This window comes from Pseudomonas putida (assembly GCF_001976065.1).
GTDB classification, from domain to species: domain Bacteria; phylum Pseudomonadota; class Gammaproteobacteria; order Pseudomonadales; family Pseudomonadaceae; genus Aquipseudomonas; species Aquipseudomonas serbica.
In genome coordinates this window covers 100,375-118,263 of sequence record NZ_MNAH01000013.1, presented here as the reverse complement: position 1 = coordinate 118,263, position 17,889 = coordinate 100,375, and the positions used below count along the sequence as shown (strand labels likewise).

12 protein-coding genes are annotated in these 17,889 nt (G+C 62.3%); 8 read left to right on the top strand and 4 right to left on the bottom strand.

Annotated features, from left to right (window positions below; genetic code table 11):
- Window positions 1-68: 68 nt before the first annotated feature.
- The 3 genes from BKX96_RS30245 to BKX96_RS30235 all read right to left on the bottom strand — a co-directional run bounded on the left by BKX96_RS30245 (window position 69) and on the right by BKX96_RS30235 (window position 2,719).
- Window positions 69-482: a PleD family two-component system response regulator gene (locus tag BKX96_RS30245; RefSeq protein ID WP_077186258.1), complete on the bottom strand. Its 414-nt coding sequence runs from the start codon at window positions 480-482 to the stop codon at window positions 69-71.
- A gap of 275 nt (window positions 483-757) precedes the next feature.
- Entirely contained in the window at window positions 758-2,092 is a 1,335-nt protein-coding gene (locus BKX96_RS30240) for a lysine N(6)-hydroxylase/L-ornithine N(5)-oxygenase family protein (protein ID WP_046817820.1), read from the bottom strand.
- A 144-nt stretch (window positions 2,093-2,236) separates the two neighbouring features.
- Window positions 2,237-2,719 carry a sigma-70 family RNA polymerase sigma factor gene (locus BKX96_RS30235; protein WP_046817819.1) on the bottom strand — a complete coding sequence of 161 codons (483 nt, stop codon included), beginning with the start codon at window positions 2,717-2,719 and terminating at the stop codon, window positions 2,237-2,239.
- A gap of 288 nt (window positions 2,720-3,007) precedes the next feature.
- Here BKX96_RS30235 and BKX96_RS30230 point away from each other — a divergent pair, with 288 nt between their 5' ends.
- From BKX96_RS30230 to BKX96_RS30220, 3 genes are read left to right on the top strand one after another with little or no spacing between them, the layout of a single operon-like run.
- A complete protein-coding gene (locus BKX96_RS30230; RefSeq protein ID WP_077186257.1) occupies window positions 3,008-4,180 on the top strand; it encodes an efflux RND transporter periplasmic adaptor subunit in 1,173 nt (390 codons plus the stop codon).
- Window positions 4,181-6,154, top strand: coding sequence for a MacB family efflux pump subunit (locus BKX96_RS30225; protein ID WP_077186256.1), 1,974 nt, complete (start codon window positions 4,181-4,183; stop codon window positions 6,152-6,154).
- Between the two features lie 7 nt (window positions 6,155-6,161).
- Window positions 6,162-7,556: an efflux transporter outer membrane subunit gene (locus BKX96_RS30220; RefSeq protein ID WP_077186255.1), complete on the top strand. Its 1,395-nt coding sequence runs from the start codon at window positions 6,162-6,164 to the stop codon at window positions 7,554-7,556.
- A 143-nt stretch (window positions 7,557-7,699) separates the two neighbouring features.
- On the opposite strand, the gene pvdP is transcribed toward BKX96_RS30220, so the two are convergent.
- Window positions 7,700-9,319 (bottom strand): pyoverdine maturation tyrosinase PvdP, encoded by a 1,620-nt coding sequence (gene pvdP / locus BKX96_RS30215; protein ID WP_077186254.1) that lies wholly within the window; start codon window positions 9,317-9,319, stop codon window positions 7,700-7,702.
- A 218-nt stretch (window positions 9,320-9,537) separates the two neighbouring features.
- Here pvdP and pvdM point away from each other — a divergent pair, with 218 nt between their 5' ends.
- From pvdM to BKX96_RS30190, 5 genes are all read left to right on the top strand, one after another.
- The gene (pvdM, locus tag BKX96_RS30210) at window positions 9,538-10,887 is read left to right on the top strand and encodes a pyoverdine-tailoring dipeptidase-like protein PvdM (protein ID WP_077186253.1); all 1,350 of its coding nucleotides are present in this window, start codon (window positions 9,538-9,540) and stop codon (window positions 10,885-10,887) included.
- Between the two features lie 29 nt (window positions 10,888-10,916).
- On the top strand, window positions 10,917-12,209 hold the full coding sequence (gene pvdN / locus BKX96_RS30205; RefSeq protein ID WP_077186300.1) for a pyoverdine-tailoring periplasmic protein PvdN: 1,293 nt from the start codon (window positions 10,917-10,919) through the stop codon (window positions 12,207-12,209).
- A gap of 153 nt (window positions 12,210-12,362) precedes the next feature.
- The gene (pvdO, locus tag BKX96_RS30200; RefSeq protein WP_077186252.1) at window positions 12,363-13,226 is read left to right on the top strand and encodes a dihydropyoverdine dehydrogenase; all 864 of its coding nucleotides are present in this window, start codon (window positions 12,363-12,365) and stop codon (window positions 13,224-13,226) included.
- Between the two features lie 230 nt (window positions 13,227-13,456).
- Window positions 13,457-15,106 (top strand): cyclic peptide export ABC transporter, encoded by a 1,650-nt coding sequence (locus tag BKX96_RS30195; RefSeq protein ID WP_046817812.1) that lies wholly within the window; start codon window positions 13,457-13,459, stop codon window positions 15,104-15,106.
- Between the two features lie 234 nt (window positions 15,107-15,340).
- Window positions 15,341-17,809 carry a TonB-dependent siderophore receptor gene (locus tag BKX96_RS30190; protein ID WP_077186251.1) on the top strand — a complete coding sequence of 823 codons (2,469 nt, stop codon included), beginning with the start codon at window positions 15,341-15,343 and terminating at the stop codon, window positions 17,807-17,809.
- Window positions 17,810-17,889: the final 80 nt, after the last annotated feature.

The following is a 17,889-nucleotide window of genomic DNA, read 5'->3' as shown; positions in this document are numbered from 1 at the left end:
CCCTTGGGCAAAACCCGGACTGGACACAGTAGCTGCGCATAGACTCTTGCACGCAAAATCCGATCGTACTACCTGACAGAAATGACAGTTGCGACGAGCGGTAGCGATCGATCGATGTGCGCCATCAACCTCTGGATCGTTGCCAGGTCCGGCAGCATGGCGTGGCTGACCTGTACCTTGTGCCTTTCACTTGCCGCAATGGCGGGGAGTTGCGCGCACTGACCGTCGAATATCAGCGCGCGCGCCACCTGCCTGTTGTCGAGACAGAAATCCAGCAGGTTGAGCTTGCCGTCGGCCATGCTGGCATTGATGACCAGCAGGTCGAATGGCTCACAACCATACTCGACCAGGTTCAGCAGCTCTTCGAGACTGTGCACCGGCGCCACCCGAAAATAACCGAGCTGGTTGAACAGCCGCTCGATTTTCATCCGGTTGAAGTGTTGTTTGTCAGCGATCAGGATGCGTAAGGACTTGTTGGGCAACGTGGCCCCCCGGGTCAGATTAGTGAGGGGGGAAGGCTACGGAAGTCCCGGATCGCGTTCTGTAGGAAAAATCCGAAATACTGCCCGCTTAGTCCGACGCTGGTGATACGTTGCGGCAATTGCGCGGTTCTTCGGGAAGGGTTCGGGATTTAAGAGTCGTGGTGGTCTTCAGCGCCTCATCGCCAGCAGGCTGGCTCCCACAGTAGCCCTGCGATCACAGATCAAATGTGGGAGCCAGCCTGCTGGCGATGGCGGCCTCACCGCCGCCGAAGATCTTAGCTGGCAGCTGCCAGCAACAGATCCACCATCGAACGATGTCCACGATTGCTGCCATGGTCATACAGCGATCCGGCGATCTCGTCCGCACGAATCGGCAGGATCGACAGCAAGGTATCGCTCAAGCCATGGCTGGCCTGGCAGAAGCCCTGCATGTAGATGCCGGCCTTGCAGCGCTCATCGGTGATCAACTTGTAGTTGCGATCCACCTCGAAATCACCCAGGTACTGTTCCAGCGGGGCCAGCAGCTTGCGGTGCATCTGCCGCTCGTAACCGGTGGCCAGCACCACGGCGTCGTAGTGACGGACCGTGACAACGCCTGTGGCATTGTTGCGCACCGCCAGTTCGATGCCACGCTCGGTGGCGCTGGCTTTTTCAATAGTGGTCAGGGTCCGGAACGCATGGCGAGCGATGCCCGAGACTTTCTGCCGGTAGAAAATCCCGTAGATGCGTTCGATCAGGTCGATGTCCACCACCGAATAGTTGGTGTTGTGGTATTCGTTGACCAGGCGCTCACGTTCGCTGCTCGCCTGCTGGAACACCAGGTCGGTGAACTCCGGCGAGAACACTTCGTTGACGAACGGGCTGTCGTCCGCCGGCTTCAGGGCCGAGCCGCGCAGGATCATGTCGACCTGCACCGACGGGAAGCTGTCATTGAGATCGATGAAAGCTTCCGCCGCGCTCTGCCCGCCACCGATGATCGCGATGCTCATCGGCTGGTTGTTCACGCATGGCTGCTTGGCCATTTGCGCCAGGTACTGCGAATGGTGGAACACGCGAGGGTCGCCCTTGAGCGCCTTGAACGCCTCGGGAATACGCGGCGTGCCGCCGGTGCTGACCACCACCGAACGGGTGGTGCGCACATGTTGATGGCCCGCGCTGTCGCGGGAAATCACCCGCAGTGCTTCAACCTGCTGGTTGTGCAGCACCGGTTCGATGGTCAGCACCTCTTCGCCGTAACGGCTCTGATTCTCGAATTGCGCGGCGACCCAGCGCAGGTAGTCGTTGTACTCCATGCGGCACGGATAAAAAGTGCCCAGGTTGATGAAATCCACCAGGCGCCCGTGGGCCTTGAGGTAATTGACGAACGAATAAGGGCTGGTCGGGTTGCGCAGGGTCACCAGGTCCTTGAGGAAGGAAATCTGCAGCTCGCTCTGGGTCGACAGGGTGTTGCCATGCCAGCTGTAGCTGGCCTGCTTGTCGAGAAACAGTACATCCAGCTCGCCCTGGGTCGGCCCGCGCTCCTGCAGGGCGATGGCCAACGCCAGGTTCGAAGGGCCGAAACCAACGCCGATCAGGTCGTGAACGATGGGCGATGCAATTGCCTGTGTCATTTCCAGTGTCCTCTGGATGAGCCCCGAGCGGCGGGGAAATAAGCCTAAGTGACCTGACCGGCCTTGAGCAGGACAGCAGGTCGTCTGTTGATTAGGAACGAGGACAGTGAAATAAAATTTAACAAGAACGGATTTACGCAAAGATCAATGGGCATCCCATTGGCGCATCCGCAGCCGGCAATGCTTCATGGCATTGACGATGTGCTTTTCGACCAATGCCTTGGAAATGCCCAGGTGTTCGGCGATCTGCGGGTGCGACAGGCCTTCGATCTTGCGCAGCAGGAAACTCTCGCGGCACAGTCGCGGCAATTCCGCCAGGGCGCGCTGGAGCATGTCCAGGCGCTGGCCGTGATCGAGGCTGCTGAGGGGCGATGGGCTGAAATAGCGCTCTTCGTTGTCGAGCACCTCCAGCGATTCGACCTGGCGCAACGCATTGCGCCGGTGATCGTCAATCACCAGGTTCAAGGCGGTGCGATAGAGAAATGCCCGGGGCTGCTCGATCGGCGTGTCGCTGGAGCGCTCCAGCACTCGCAGATAAGCGTCATGCACCACATCTTCGGCGACCTGGCGGTTGCCGAGCTTGGCGTTGAGGAAACACACCAGCTCTCGATAGTAGTTTTCCAACATGACTCCCGTCCGCACGGGTGCGGTTTCTGTCCTTGAGCCCGCTACTCGACCACAAAAACAGGCAGTGGCACGATAGTGGCAGTTTGAGATGTGTAATTTATAGTAATTCTCATATAGATTTAAAGTAATGCTTTGTCTTGCCCGACAAATAGTCAGGGTCCAGCGCTTTGAATTCAGCTGTTACGGCGCGTGTCCGGAACTAAATTCCCTGCTGCGGCCTTCGTCTACAAGGACAGCTCCATGTCCCTGCCGGCTCCACGGCAATGTTCAACCGCTTTGGAACCCTGCATGAAACGTCCCCGTCACACCCGACGCGCCCTGCTTGCAGCACTCAGCCTGATCCCCGTTATCGCCGTCGCGGCCTGGCAGCTCATTCCCCCCGGGCGCGACCAGTTCACCACCGTGCAGGTCACCCGCGCCGACATCGAAAGCAGTGTCACGGCCTTGGGCACCCTGCAACCCAGGCGCTATGTCGACGTCGGCGCCCAGGCGTCCGGGCAGATTCAAAAGATCCATGTGGAAGTCGGTGACGTAGTCAAGGAAGGCCAGTTGCTGGTGGAAATCGACCCTTCCACGCAACAGGCCAAACTCGACGCCGGGCGCTTCTCCATCGAAAACCTCAAGGCGCAGCTCCAGGAGCAACGCGCGCAACACGACCTTGCCCAGCAGAAATACCAGCGCCAGCAACACCTCAAGGCCGGCAACGCTACCCGTGAAGAAGACGTGCAGACCGCCCGGGCCGAACTGCGCGCCACCCAGGCGCGCATCGACATGTTCCAGGCGCAGATTCGCCAGGCCCAGGCCAGCCTGCGCAGCGATCAGGCCGAGCTCGGCTACACGCGGATCTATGCGCCGATGTCCGGCACCGTGGTCGCACTGGATGCCCGCGAAGGCCAGACCCTCAATGCCCAGCAGCAGACCCCGCTGATCCTGCGCATTGCCAAGCTGTCGCCGATGACCGTATGGGCCGAGGTCTCCGAAGCCGACATCGGCCACGTCAAACCCGGCATGAACGCCTGGTTCACCACCCTCAGCGGCGGCACAAGGCGCTGGCAAAGCACCGTGCGGCAGATTCTGCCGGTGCCGCCCAAGCCCCTGGACCAGACCAGCCTGGGCGGCGGCAGCCCCGCCAGTTCGAGCAAAAGCGGCAGCGCGCGGGTGGTGCTGTACACCGTGCTGCTGGACGTCGACAACGCCGACAACGCGCTGATGGCAGAAATGACCACCCAGGTATTTTTCGTCGCCGATCAGGCGCAGAACGTCCTCACCGTGCCGATCGCCGCCCTGCAGGCCGGTATGCAAGCCGACAGCCAGACCGCGCAAGTGGTGGCCAGGAACGGCAGCATCGAACAGCGCAACGTGCGCACCGGCATCAGTGATCGCCTGCGGGTGCAGATCCTCGACGGCCTGCAGGAAGGCGATCACCTGTTGATCGGCCCGGCCGACGGGAGTGGCGGTTGAATGCACACGCCCCTGATCGAACTGTCGGACATCCGCAAAGCCTACGGCGGTGGCGACGCCCCTGAAGTCCATGTGTTGCGCGGCATTGACCTGTCGATCCATGCCGGCGAGTTCGTCGCGATCGTCGGCGCCTCCGGGTCCGGCAAGTCGACCCTGATGAACATCCTCGGCTGCCTCGACCGCCCGACCTCGGGCGAGTACCGATTCGCCGGAGAGAACGTCGCCGCCCTGGACAGCGACGAACTGGCCTGGTTGCGCCGCGAAGCCTTTGGCTTCGTGTTCCAGGGTTACCACCTGATCCCGTCCGGCTCGGCCCAGGAAAACGTCGAGATGCCGGCGATCTATGCAGGCTTGCCGGCCGCCGAACGCCATGCCCGCGCCGCCGCCCTGCTCGAACGCCTGGGCCTCGCCACGCGTACCGGCAACCGGCCGCACCAGTTGTCCGGCGGCCAGCAGCAGCGGGTGTCCATCGCCCGCGCCTTGATGAACGGCGGCCATATCATCCTCGCCGACGAACCCACCGGCGCCCTCGACAGCCACAGCGGCCAGGAAGTCATGGCGCTGCTCGACGAACTGGCGAGCCAGGGCCACGTGGTCATCCTCATCACCCACGACCGCGAAGTGGCGGCGCGAGCCAAGCGCATCATCGAAATCCGCGACGGCCTGATCATCAGCGACAGCGCCCGGGACAATCGCGCCGCGCAAACCTCGGCCAATCCCGGTGCGTTGCAAGCCGTGGACCTGCGCAAGCGCCTGGCTGAAGGCGCGCAAGCCAACGGCGCCTGGAAAGGCGAAATGGTCGACGCGGTCCAAGCCGCCTGGCGGGTGATGTGGATCAACAAGTTCCGCACCGCGCTGACCCTGCTGGGAATCATCATCGGCGTGGCCTCGGTGGTGGTGATGCTGGCCGTCGGCGAAGGCAGCAAGCGCCAGGTGATGGCGCAGATGGGCGCGTTCGGCTCCAACATCATTTACCTCAGCGGCTCGTCGCCCAACCCGCGAACGCCGCTGGGCATCGTCACCCTGGACGAAGTCAAGGCGGTGGCGAGCCTGCCGCAGGTGATGCGCATCATGCCGGTCAACGGCCAGGAAGCCGGGGTTCGTTTCGGCAACCTCGACCACCTGAGCTACGTCGGCGGCAACGACACCAACTTCCCGGCGATCTTCAACTGGCCGGTGGTCGAAGGCAGTTACTTCACCGAAGCCGACGAACAGAACGCCGCGGCAGTCGCGGTGATCGGCCACAAGGTGCGGACCAAACTGCTCAAGGACGTGGCCAACCCCATCGGCCAGTACATCCTGATCGAAAACGTGCCGTTCCAGGTGGTTGGCGTCCTGGCGGAAAAAGGCGCCAGCTCCGGCGACTCCGACAGCGACGACCGCATCGCCATCCCCTACTCCGCCGCCAGCGTGCGGCTGTTCGGCACCCACAACCCCGAGTACATCGCAATTGCCGCGGCCGATGCGCGCAAGGTCAAGGAGACCGAACACGCCATCGAACAGCTGATGCTGCGCCTGCACAACGGCAAGAAGGATTTCGAGCTGACCAACAACGCGGCGATGATCCAGGCCGAAGCGCGCACTCAAAACACCCTGTCGCTGATGCTCGGTTCGATCGCCGCGATATCGCTGCTGGTGGGTGGCATCGGCGTGATGAACATCATGCTCATGACGGTGCGCGAACGGACCCGCGAGATCGGTATCCGCATGGCCACCGGCGCCCGCCAGCGGGACATCCTGCGCCAGTTCCTCACCGAAGCGGTGATGCTCTCGGTGGTCGGCGGCCTGGCCGGAATCGCCCTGGCGCTGATCGTCGGCGGCGTGCTGATCCTCAGCGAAGTCGCCGTGGCGTTCTCCCTGATAGCGGTGCTGGGCGCCTTCGGCTGCGCCCTGATCACCGGTGTTGTCTTCGGCTTCATGCCGGCCCGCAAAGCTGCCCGACTCGACCCGGTCACGGCCCTTACCAGTGAATGATCTCCCGATGAAGCCGCAACTGAGTTTGTTGACCCTCTGCCTGCTGCTCGGCGCCTGTGGGAGCCCCGCCCAGCGCCCGGACAGCGGCATAACGCCGCCCGCCGCCTGGCAATCGCCACACACCGCGGGCGCCACACGCGACAGCCAGCAATGGTGGAACCGCTTTGGCAGCCCGCAGCTGGGTCGCCTGATCGAACAGGCCCGGGTTGGCAGCTACGACCTGGCTGCTGCCATTGCGCGAGTGCACCAGGCACAGGCGCAAACGGTGGTCGCCGCGGGCTCGCAGCTGCCGGAGGTCAAGGCCGCGCTCAACGCCAACCGGCAGAAACTGCTGCGCGGCGATGGCTACAGCCAACTGGATGCGGACAGCGACAACAGCGCCGTCGATTACTTCAACGCCAGCCTCAGTGCCAGCTACGAAATCGATTTCTGGGGTGGCCAGCGCGCCTCCCGTGATAGCGCGCAATTCGCCTTGCAGGCCAGCGAGTTTGATCAGGCTACGGTGGAGCTGACGCTGCTCAGCGGGGTGGCCAACACCTATGCGCAGACCCTGTCGTTGCAGGAGCAAAGTCGCATTGCCGAGCTGAACCTGGCCAATGCGCGGAACGTCTTGAACCTGGTGCAGACCCGCTACGACTCAGGTTCCGCGACCGCCCTGGAACTGGCCCAGCAAAAAAGCCTGGTGGCGGCGCAGCAACGGCAATTGCCGCTGGTGCAACAACAGGCCAAAGATGCGCAGATCAGCCTCGCCACCCTGCTCGGCCGCCCGGTGCAAGAACTGGCGCTGGGCCAGGAACACTTCGATCAATTGTCCTGGCCCGCCATCGACGCTGGCGTGCCCAGTCAATTGCTCAGCCGGCGCCCGGACATCGCCCGGGCCGAAGCGCAACTGGCCGCCGCCCAGGCCGACGTCACCGTCGCCCGCGCCGCGATGTTGCCGACCGTGACCCTGAGCGCGGAAGTCGGCTCCGGAGCTGACCGTGCCGGCGATATCCTGCGCAGCCCTTTCTACAACCTCACCGCCGGGCTGCTCGCGCCAGTGTTCAACAACGGCCGCCTGGGCGCCCAACGCGACAAGGCCACGGCCCGCCAAGAGGAGCTGCTGGAGACCTATCGCGGGGCGATCATCAACGGTTTTGCCGACGTGGAAAAAGCCCTCAACAGCATCCGCGGTCTGGACGGACAGCGGCAGTGGCAAAGCGAGGAACTGAGCCAGGCACAGACCGCGTTCAACATTGCGCAAAGCCGTTATGAAGCGGGGGCCGAGGATTTGCTGACGGTGCTGGAGACGCAACGCACGCTGTACGCGGCGCAGGATTTGAATGTGCAGCTGCGGCTGGCGCGGATGCAGGCGAGTATTGCGTTGTACAAGGCGCTTGGGGGTGGGTGGCAGGCCTTGTGATCGTGATATTGCCGCAATACCTGTAGGAGCTGGCTTGCCAGCGAAGAGGCCGGCACATCCAATATCAATATCTCCTGTCTGGCCGCCTTCGCTGGCAAGCCAGCTCCTACAGGTTTTTTGTGTGCCGCATGGTTGGGGTGCGGTTAACTCGAAACCGTCTTGGCCTTCAGATTCCGCGCATACCAAGGCCGCTGCGGCACCTTGCGGAACAGATCCGCGAGCTTCTTTTCATCCTCGCCAAAGGTAATGCGCAACGCCAGCTTCATGGTCTCCGGGTCCATCTCCACCGATTTCCCCGCCTGCAACCCCGGCGTGGTGTTGCAACCATGAGTACCCGGACCCAGCCACGGATCATCGATTTCCACCCAACGCCCCGGCGCGAACCATTGCACGCCATTGACCTCAAGCCGGCTCACCTGCCCCGGATGAAAACGCTCATGAGCGCGGAACCAGTCTTCCAGGCGATCGTCGATCCAGCCGTGGAAATGCCAGAACACCGGGTTCACATGGGACGAGAACGGATCGCCGAGGAAGTCGTTTTCCGGCGCATACCAGCGTGCGGAAAAGTCCGCCGGATCGCGGGCGAAAGGCACCGGTTGGCCGTTGGACGGATCGCGCGGCACCGAGGCCCAACGCATGTGCAGCCAGTCATGCAGGCCTAACTCGACCTCTGAACCGAACTGCCCCAGGGTCAACTTCGACAGGTAACGCGGGTCGCGGTACTGCGACTCCCAGACCTGGAAATTGCTGTGGTAGGTCTCGGCGGTCTTGATGTCGCTGACCCATTGCGAATACTCGTCATCCTCTTCGGCCAGCCAGGTCGGCGGCAGCGCCGTACCGTCGTGGTTGTCGAAATAGTTGGCGAAGCCGATGCGGTCCCGGGCCAGCTCCGGTTGCGGCAAGGGGAACTGCGTCCACGACGGCAAGTCCTGCATCGTGCGCGCCGTGCCGAGCATGTGCCGGTGCATGAAGAAAAAATCCACGCCAGAGCCGTTGCGATCCTTGCGCTTGCCTCGGGCGTCACGCTCCTTGTCCCGTGGTCCGGGTTGCCAGCCAATGCCGCGCAGGGCGTTGCGCTTGTCTTCGGGCAAGGTGTGCCATTTGTCCCGGGATGCATGCCAGAGCTGGTGAAACAGGCGATGCTCCTGGGACGTCAGCCAGGCCAACAATGGCGGATTCAGACCGGTTCGCTCGCGGGCTTCGGGGAACACTTTCTTGACCGCGACGAAGCGATTGTCCTGGGCCGTCAACATCAAGGGACGATCCAGATCCAGCACGCGACCACTGAGGCTGCCGCTGCCGGCATTGCCGAACCCGGCCCACACTTCGTCCAACGCCATGCTGAATTCGTAGTCACAGCTGCCACCGGCGCTGAGCAAGCGCCAACTCAACTGCGCCGGCTTGACCCCGGCCAGGTCACCGAGCACTCGATAACGTGGCACTTCGCTGGAACGCAAACGCTCGGCGGTGTCGAGATAACCGATCAGGCCACGGCCCTTGTGGGCGATGTCGAGAAACAGCTCCAGCCCGTCCGGTGGCAAGCCTTCAAGCCCGGCGTCGCGACCTTCGAAACGGATCTGCCAGACACCCCGCAGGGTGTCCGCCAGGCGTTGGCCAGCGACATCCGCCACATCGAACGATGCTTCACCCGGTGTGATCGTCGGGTCCGGCTTCGTCCATTCACGATGCCCATAAAATGCCGCGGGCACGGCAGCGCCGGTCAGCGCCAGGCCTGCCATGAACCCTCGTCGAGAAATCGTCATTGCCCTACCTGTGTCAGCCATGAAGCAGGCTTTATCCAAGCTAGAACGTTTGTTCCCTCCATAAATTTAGAAGCTTCGCGAGCAAGCCCGCTCCCACATGAGGACGCATTCCAATGTGGGAGCGGGCTTGCTCGCGAAGAGGCCAGCACAAACACTAAATTACTCACCCGGTCACTCGTTCCCCCCAGATAGCAAAGGCGAACCTGACTGAGACGGCAATGACAAAACCACGTTCGAAAAAGGCTCTTTTCATCGGCCTGCCACTGGCCCTGGCGATCGGCGCAGGTCTTGGCTTTGCGGCCTGGGATTATTGGTTCAAGGACAATCCCGGCTACCCGGTCAAGGTGATGAAACAGGCCGATGAACTGCACGAGCGCCTTCTCTCGTTCGACAGCCACATCACCCTCCCCATGGACTTCGGCACCGCCGGCAATGAAGCCGACAAGGACGGCAGCGGCCAGTTCGACCTGGTCAAGAGCGGACGCGGACGCCTGTCCGGCGCAGCCCTGACGATTTTCGGCTGGCCGGAAATCTGGAACGGCGCCAACGCACCGCACCGCCCCACCGCCGGGTTCATCGAAGAGGCACGTTTCGAACAGGAGACCCGCTACAAAATCATCAGCACCCTGGTGCGGGATTTCCCCAACCAGGCCGCCATCGCCTACACCCCCGACGATTTCCGCCGCCTGCATGGCGAAGGCAAGTTCGCGATCTTCATGAGCATGCTCAACGCCTACCCGCTGGGCAATGACCTCAATGCCCTGGACAAATGGGCGGCGCGGGGCATGCGCATGTTCGGCTTCAGTTATGTGGGCAACAACGCCTGGGCCGATTCGTCCAGGCCGCTGCCGTTCTTCAACGATTCGCGGGACGCCCTCGGCGGTCTCTCGGACATCGGCAAGCAGGCCGTACACCGCCTCAACGACCTCGGCGTGATCATCGACGTGTCGCAGATGTCGACCAAGGCCCTGGAACAAGTGGCCCGCCTGAGCCGCACACCGATGGTGGCCTCGCACTCCGCCCCCCGCGCCCTGGTGGACATCCCGCGCAACCTCAGCGACCACGAAATGCAGTTGATCAAGGACAGCGGCGGCGTGGTGCAGATTGTCGGTTTTCCCACCTACATCCGCCCGCTGAGCCAGGCCACCCAGGACAAACTCAACGCCCTGCGCGCGCGTTTCGACCTGCAGCCGCTGCAAGGCCTGGAGATGGCGTTGATGCCGGGCGATCCGATCATCACCGTGTGGTCTGAACAACGCTTCGGCGAATACGCCAGCCAGCTCTACGCAATCGTCGACGAAGAACCCAAGGCCACCCTCAAGGACTACGGCGACGCGATCGACTACGCGGTGAAGAAAATCGGCATCGATCACGTCGGCATCAGTTCCGACTTCAACGATGGCGGCGGCCTGGATGGCTGGAAGGACGTCAGCGAGACGCGCAACGTGACCGCCGAGCTGATCAGCCGCGATTACAGCGAGGCCGATATCGCCAAGCTCTGGGGCGGCAACTTCCTGCGGGTCTGGGACCAGGTGGAGAAATCCGCCCGGCCCATTGCGAAAAATTGATGCCACTTTTGCCAAGCGAAGCCCAAGCCATGACCAACCGTCGTTCCTTCCTCAAGCAGGCCGGCATTCTCGCCGCCGGCCTGCCCCTGGCTGCTGGCGTGAACCTGCCAGCGCTGGCCGGCCATCTACAAGAGCAGTCTCAGCCCCTGCCCAAGGGCAAATGGGCGCAACTGCGCCAGCTGTTCAATCAGGACCCGGACTACCTGCATTTCGCCAACTTCCTCGTCACCTCGCACCCCACGCCAGTGCGCAACGCGATCGACCTGCACCGCGCCAACATCGACCGCAACCCTGGCCACGCGATGGATTGGGACCTGCAGGAAACCGAAAAGCGCGAGCACAACGTGCGGGTCTGGGCCGGGCGTTACCTCAATGCCAAACCCGAACAGATCGCGCTCACCGGCAGCACCACCGAAGGCCTGGCGATGATCTACGGCGGAATTCATGTGCGCCCGGACCAGGAAATCCTGGTCAGCGAACACGAGCATTACTCCACCCACTACACCCTGGAATTTCGTCAGCAGCGCCAGGGCACCAAGGTGCGCAAGCTCAAGCTGTTCGACAACAGCCGCGACATTTCCGTGGATGAAGTGCTGGATTCGATTACCAAAGGCATCCGCCCGCAGACTCGCGTACTGGGCATGACCTGGGTGCAATCGGGCAGCGGCGTGAAACTGCCGATCGGCGAAATCGGCAAGCTGGTCGAAGAGCAGAACCGTCAGCGCGACGAGAAGGACCACATCCTGTACGTGGTCGACGGGGTGCACGGTTTTGGCGTCGAAGACCTCGCCTTTCCCGACATGCACTGCGACTTCTTCATCGCCGGCACTCACAAATGGATGTTCGGCCCCCGGGGCACCGGGATCATCTGTGCCCGCTCCGCCGAGGTCAGGGACGTCACGCCGATCATTCCGACCTTCAGCGAATCCACCGACTTTGCGACCATCATGACTCCCGGCGGTTACCACAGCTTCGAACATCGCTGGGCCGTGGACGAAGCGTTCAAGCTGCACCTGGACCTGGGCAAGGCCGAGGTCCAGGCGCGCATCCATGAACTCAACAGCTATGCCAAGGATCGCCTGCTGGAACAGCCGCGGGTCGAACTGGTCACGCCAAAGAGCCCGCAACTGTCCGCCGGCTTCACCTTCTTCCGGATCAAGGACCAGGACTGCGAAAAAATCGCCAGCCAACTGATGCAAAGCCGCGTGGTCTGCGACTCGGTGGACCGCGACGTCGGCCCGGTAATCCGCATCGCCCCCGGCCTGCTCAACAACGAACACGAAATCGACCGCGTCGTTGCGCTGCTGAACAAAACAGCCTGACGGCACGCCGCGCAACCCTGTGGGAGCGGGCTTGCTCGCGAATGCGGTGTGTTAGTCGACACGCATGTTGCCTGACACACCGCATTCGCGAGCAAGCCCGCTCCCACATTGGACATCACACGCCACCCGTTTTTTCTTTGATCGAGATGAGTCATGAACCGAAATCTGCTGACCGTTGGATTGGCTGCCCTCCTCGCCAGCCTGCTGCCGTCTGCCGTACAGGCCACCACTGCCCCAACAGCAGGCAAAGTATTCAAGGACTGCAAGAACTGCCCGGAAATGGTCGTGCTGCCCGCCGGGACCTTCACCATGGGCACGCCGGATGACGAAGTCGGCCGCGAGCCCGATGAAGGTCCGATGCATGACGTCACCTTCGCCAAGCCATTCGCCATGAGTCGCTTCCAGGTGACCGCCGGCGAGTGGGACAGCTATGTGAAGGAAAGCGGCGTGACGATCGCCAACGGCGATACCCGCCCAGGTCGCGAATGCATCGCCAGCAAGCCGCGCTACCCGCAGAGCCCGCGCCAGCCGGCGGTGTGCATGAATTTCGACGACGTGAAAAACTACGTCGCCTGGCTGTCGAAAAAGACCGGGCAGAAGTACGGCATGGTCAGCGAGGCCCAGCGTGAATACGCCGCACGCGGCGGCACCCAGGGACCATTCCCCTTCCCGTTCGATGAAGGCAAGGGCTACAGCATCGCCAAGCACGCCAACACCTACGGCCCGGCCGACGGCTACAGCTACAGCTCGCCGGTGGGCAGCTACCCGCCGAACGCCTTCGGCATGTATGACATGCACGGCAACGTCTATGAATGGGTCGAGGATTGCGAACACCCTAACTACGTCGGCGCCCCCACCGACGGCAGCGCCTGGCTGGAGCCGAACTGCCAAGCCGTGCGCATCCGCGGCAACGACTGGGGCGAAGCGCCAGTGTTCTCCCGCTCGGGCAACCGCAACAGCCAGTACCCGCAGGAACGAGGCGACTGGATGGGCTTTCGCGTAGTGCGCGAGCTCTAAGCCAAAACCCTGATCATCTTCTGAATCAATGAAATCCCCTTGTGGGAGCGAGCCTGCTCGCGATAGCGGACTATCAGTCAACACCATTATCGAATGGAAGACAGCTATCGCGAGCAGGCTCGCTCCCACAGGGTTCAGGTGTACAGGCCATCAGTCGGTGGTCGCTAAATTAAGCCTTTCACCAGACGTTCTACTGGGTATCTGCCTTCCGACCCAAGGAACCGTCTTCCATGACCCAGCCCACCCGCGGCGCCATCGGCGAACTGTTCGCCCTGCTCAAACCCTTTCGACTCATTGTCGCCGCGTCCATTTTCCTGGGCATGGTCGGCGGCCTGAGCGTCACGGTGTTGCTGGCGACGATCAACAATGCCCTGCATTCGGACAGCGGCCTGACCCAGGGCGTGGTCGCGCTGTTCGCCGGCCTGTGCCTGCTGGCGCTGGCCAGTTCCATTTGCTCGGACATCGGCACCAACTACGTCGGCCAGCACATCATCGCCAAGCTGCGCAAACAGCTGGGCGAGAAGGTGCTGTCGGCACCGATCGAACAGATCGAGCGTTATCGCAGCCATCGCCTGATCCCGGTGCTGACCCACGACGTCGACACCATCAGCGACTTCGCCTTCGCCTTCGCCCCGCTGGCGATTTCCGTCACCGTGACCCTGGGTTGCATGGGTTACCTGGCGATCCTGTCGTGGCCGATGTTCCTGATCATGGTCGCCGCGATCCTCATCGGCACCGCCATCCAGGCCTACGCCCAGAGCAAGGGCGTGCAGGGTTTCATGGCCGCCCGCGCGGCGGAAGATGAGCTGCAGAAGCACTACAACGCGATTGCCGAAGGCGCCAAGGAACTGCGCATTCACCGCCCGCGCCGCCAACGCATGTTCACCGCGGGCATCAAGGGCACCGCCGATTTCATCTGCGACACCCAGGTGCGCTCGATCAACACCTTCGTCATCGCCAAGACCTTCGGCTCGATGCTGTTCTTCGTGGTCATCGGCCTGGCCCTGGCCCTGCAAACCTCCTGGCCGAGCGCCGACAAGACCGTGATGAGCGGCTTCGTGCTGGTGCTGCTGTACATGAAAGGCCCGCTGGAGCACTTGATCAGCACCCTGCCGATCGTCAGCCGCGCGCAGATCGCTTTCCGCCGCATCGCCGAACTGTCCGAACAGTTTTCCACCCCGGAACCGCACCTGCTGCTCAGCAACCAAGTCAACGTCAAACAGGCCGTGGACGAACTGCAACTGGCGGACGTGCGCTACACCTTCCCGGCGGTCGAGGGCGCGGCGCCGTTCCAGCTGGGCCCGGTCAACCTGTCGATCAAGCAGGGCGACATCACCTTCATCGTCGGCGAAAACGGCTGCGGCAAGACCACCCTGATCAAGTTGCTGCTGGGCCTGTACACACCGCAACAGGGGCAGATCCGGGTCAACGGCGAGGCCATCGACGCGCACAACCGCGACGACTACCGCCAACTGTTCACCACCATCTTTGCCGACTACTACTTGTTCGACGACGTGGTCCAGGGTGACACGCAGATCCCCGCAGACGCCAACAAGTACCTGCAACGCCTGGAGATCGCGCACAAGGTCAGCGTCAAGGACGGCAACTTCACCACCACCGACCTGTCCACCGGCCAGCGCAAGCGCCTGGCACTGGTCAATGCCTGGCTGGAAGAGCGCCCGGTGCTGGTGTTCGACGAGTGGGCGGCCGACCAGGACCCGACCTTCCGGCGGATTTTCTACACCGAGCTGCTGCCGGACCTCAAGCGCCTGGGCAAGACCATCGTCGTGATCTCCCACGATGACCGTTACTTCGATGTCGCCGACCAACTGGTGCGCATGGAAAACGGGCGGGTCGTGACCGAGCTGACAACCGCCTGATCACCCTTCTCATAAACGCCACACAAACCTGTGGGAGCGAGCCTGCTCGCGATAGCGGTGGATCAGTCGCCTTCCATGTTGAAAGTGACGCACCCATCGCGAGCAGGCTCGCTCCCACAGGTTTTTCTTTTTTTTTCCGGTTTCTTTTCCGGTTTCCTGTCAGTGCTCCGTCTTAATAATCATTCCCATTAACAATAAATTCACACAACACTTTTTCAGGAGCACAGGCAAGTAATGCGATCTCTTCCACGCCGTACACCTCTCGCGCTGGCCGTACAGCGCCCGTCATTGCATAAGACCCTGTTGACCAGCGTGCTGCTGACCGCCACCTTGCTGGGGAGCTCGATGGCCAATGCGGCACCTGTGAAAGTCAGTATTTCGGTTCAGCCGCTGGCCAGCGCCCTGACCCAGCTGGGCATGCAGACCAACCTGCAGATCCTCTACAGCCCGGACCAGGTCGCCGGCATCAAGTCCCGTGCGGTGTCCGGCTCGCTGGAGCCTTACGCGGCCCTGGCCGAGATGCTCAAGGGCACCGGCATTTCCTTCCAGATCAACGGCAACAGCGTGACGCTGGTGTCTGGCGGCTCGTCGAGCCTGCAACTGGGCGCCACCACCATTTCCGGCCAGGCCCTGGGCCTGACCACTGAAGGCACCGACTCCTACACCACGGGCGCGACCACCACCGCCACCAAGCTGCCGCTGACCATTCGCGAAACCCCGCAATCGGTGACAGTGGTCACCCGCCAGCAGATGGACGACCGCGGCGTGACGAGCGTCGCCGATGCGCTGCGCAACACCCCGGGTATCACCACCCAGAAGTACGACAGCGACCGTACCGAGTTTTCCGCCCGAGGCTTTGCCATCACCAACTTTCAGTACGATGGCGTCAACATTCCCTACGACGGCGTCTACGGTGAAAACCCCAACAACAGCGATGACGCTGCCAGCCTCGATCACATCGAAGTCATCAAGGGCGCGACGGGCCTGATGACCGGCGCCGGCGACCCGGCGGCCACGGTCAACCTGATCCGCAAGAAACCCACCAAGGAATTCAAGGCCTCGGTCAGCGCCACTGCCGGCTACTGGGACAACTACCGCACCGAAGGCGATGTTTCCGGCTCGCTGACCGAATCCGGTAACGTGCGCGGTCGCGTGGTGGGCGCCTTGCAGGACAAGGATTCGTACATCGACCACTACAGCCAGAAGAAAGACCTGTTCTACGGTGTGCTCGAAGCCGACCTGACTGAAGACACCCTGCTGACCCTGGGCGTCGACAACTCCAGCGCCACCCCCCGCGGCAGCTCCTGGACCGGCAACGCGCCGTACTATGCCGACGGCGGTCGTACCGAGTTTTCCCGCGGTTTCAACCCGGGCGCCGACTGGAGCCGTCGTGACTTCGACAGCACCACCTACTTCGCGACCCTCGAGCAAGCCCTGGCCAACGACTGGAAACTCAAGGCCAGCTTCGACCAGAAGACCACCGATCACGATACCCAACTGGCCTCGGCCAGCGGCGGTTACCCGGACCGCGACACCGGCGAGGGCATGTTCTTTTACCAGGGGCATTGGGAAGGCCATCGCGTGCAGAACACCGCTGACGTGAACGTCTCCGGCCCTTTTTCTCTGGGCGGTCGCGAACATGAACTGGTGGCAGGTTTCATGACCTCCCACTCCCGTCAGACCGGCGCAACCTATGGAACCCCCACCGACTCCGATGGACGGGTACCGGGCAATATCTTTGACTGGACGGGCCATATCGCGAAACCGGACTTCCCGAAAAACGGCAAGTACGAACGCACCCAGAGCCAGAACGGCGCTTACCTGGCCACCCGCCTGCGCCCGACCGACGACCTGTCGTTCATCCTCGGCGGCCGCGTCAGCACCTACAAGTACAACGAGGACTACACCTACTACCCCGGTGCCGGCCTGGCCGACACCCACGCCAGCTACAAGGAACACGGCGTCGTCACGCCTTACGCCGGTGTGGTCTATGACCTCAACGATACCTACTCGGCCTACGCCAGCTACACCAGTATCTACCAGCCGCAAATCTACAAGGACGCCAGCGGCAAGACCCTGGATCCGGTTGAAGGCGACAGCTACGAAACCGGCCTGAAAGCGGCCTACTTCGAAGGCAAGCTGAACACTTCCCTGGCCTTCTTCCGCATCGAGCAGGACAACGTCGCCCAGTACGTCACCACCGACACCACCACCGGCCAGGACGTCTACAAAGCCACTTCCGGCGCCACCACCAACGGCGTGGAACTGGAAATGGCCGGCGAACTGGCCCAGGACTGGAACGTATCGGCCGGCTACACCTATGCCCGCACCCGCGACAAGGATCACCAGCGCATCTACGGTTTCCCGCTGGCCACCAGCAAACCGGAACACGTCATCCGCACCTTCACCACCTACCGCCTGCCCGGCGCGCTGGACCAGTTCACCGTCGGTGGCGGCGTCAGCTGGCAGAGCGCATTTTACGGCCAGAGCTTCAGCCCTACCGACGGCAGCACCTCGCTCAAGCAAGGTGGCTACACCCTCGTCGACCTGATGACCCGGTATAAGTACGACGACCACCTGAGCTTCACCGTCAACGCCAACAACGTCTTCGACAAACGCTACCTGACCGGCCTTGGCAACTTCGGCACCACCTTCTACGGCGAGCCGCGCAACATGCAGGTCACCGCGAAGTACGACTTCTGAGGTTGAGCTGAAACGAAAAATGCCCGCGTCGAGAGATGCGGGCATTTTTCATGGGCGATCATTTGATCTTCTATTCAACC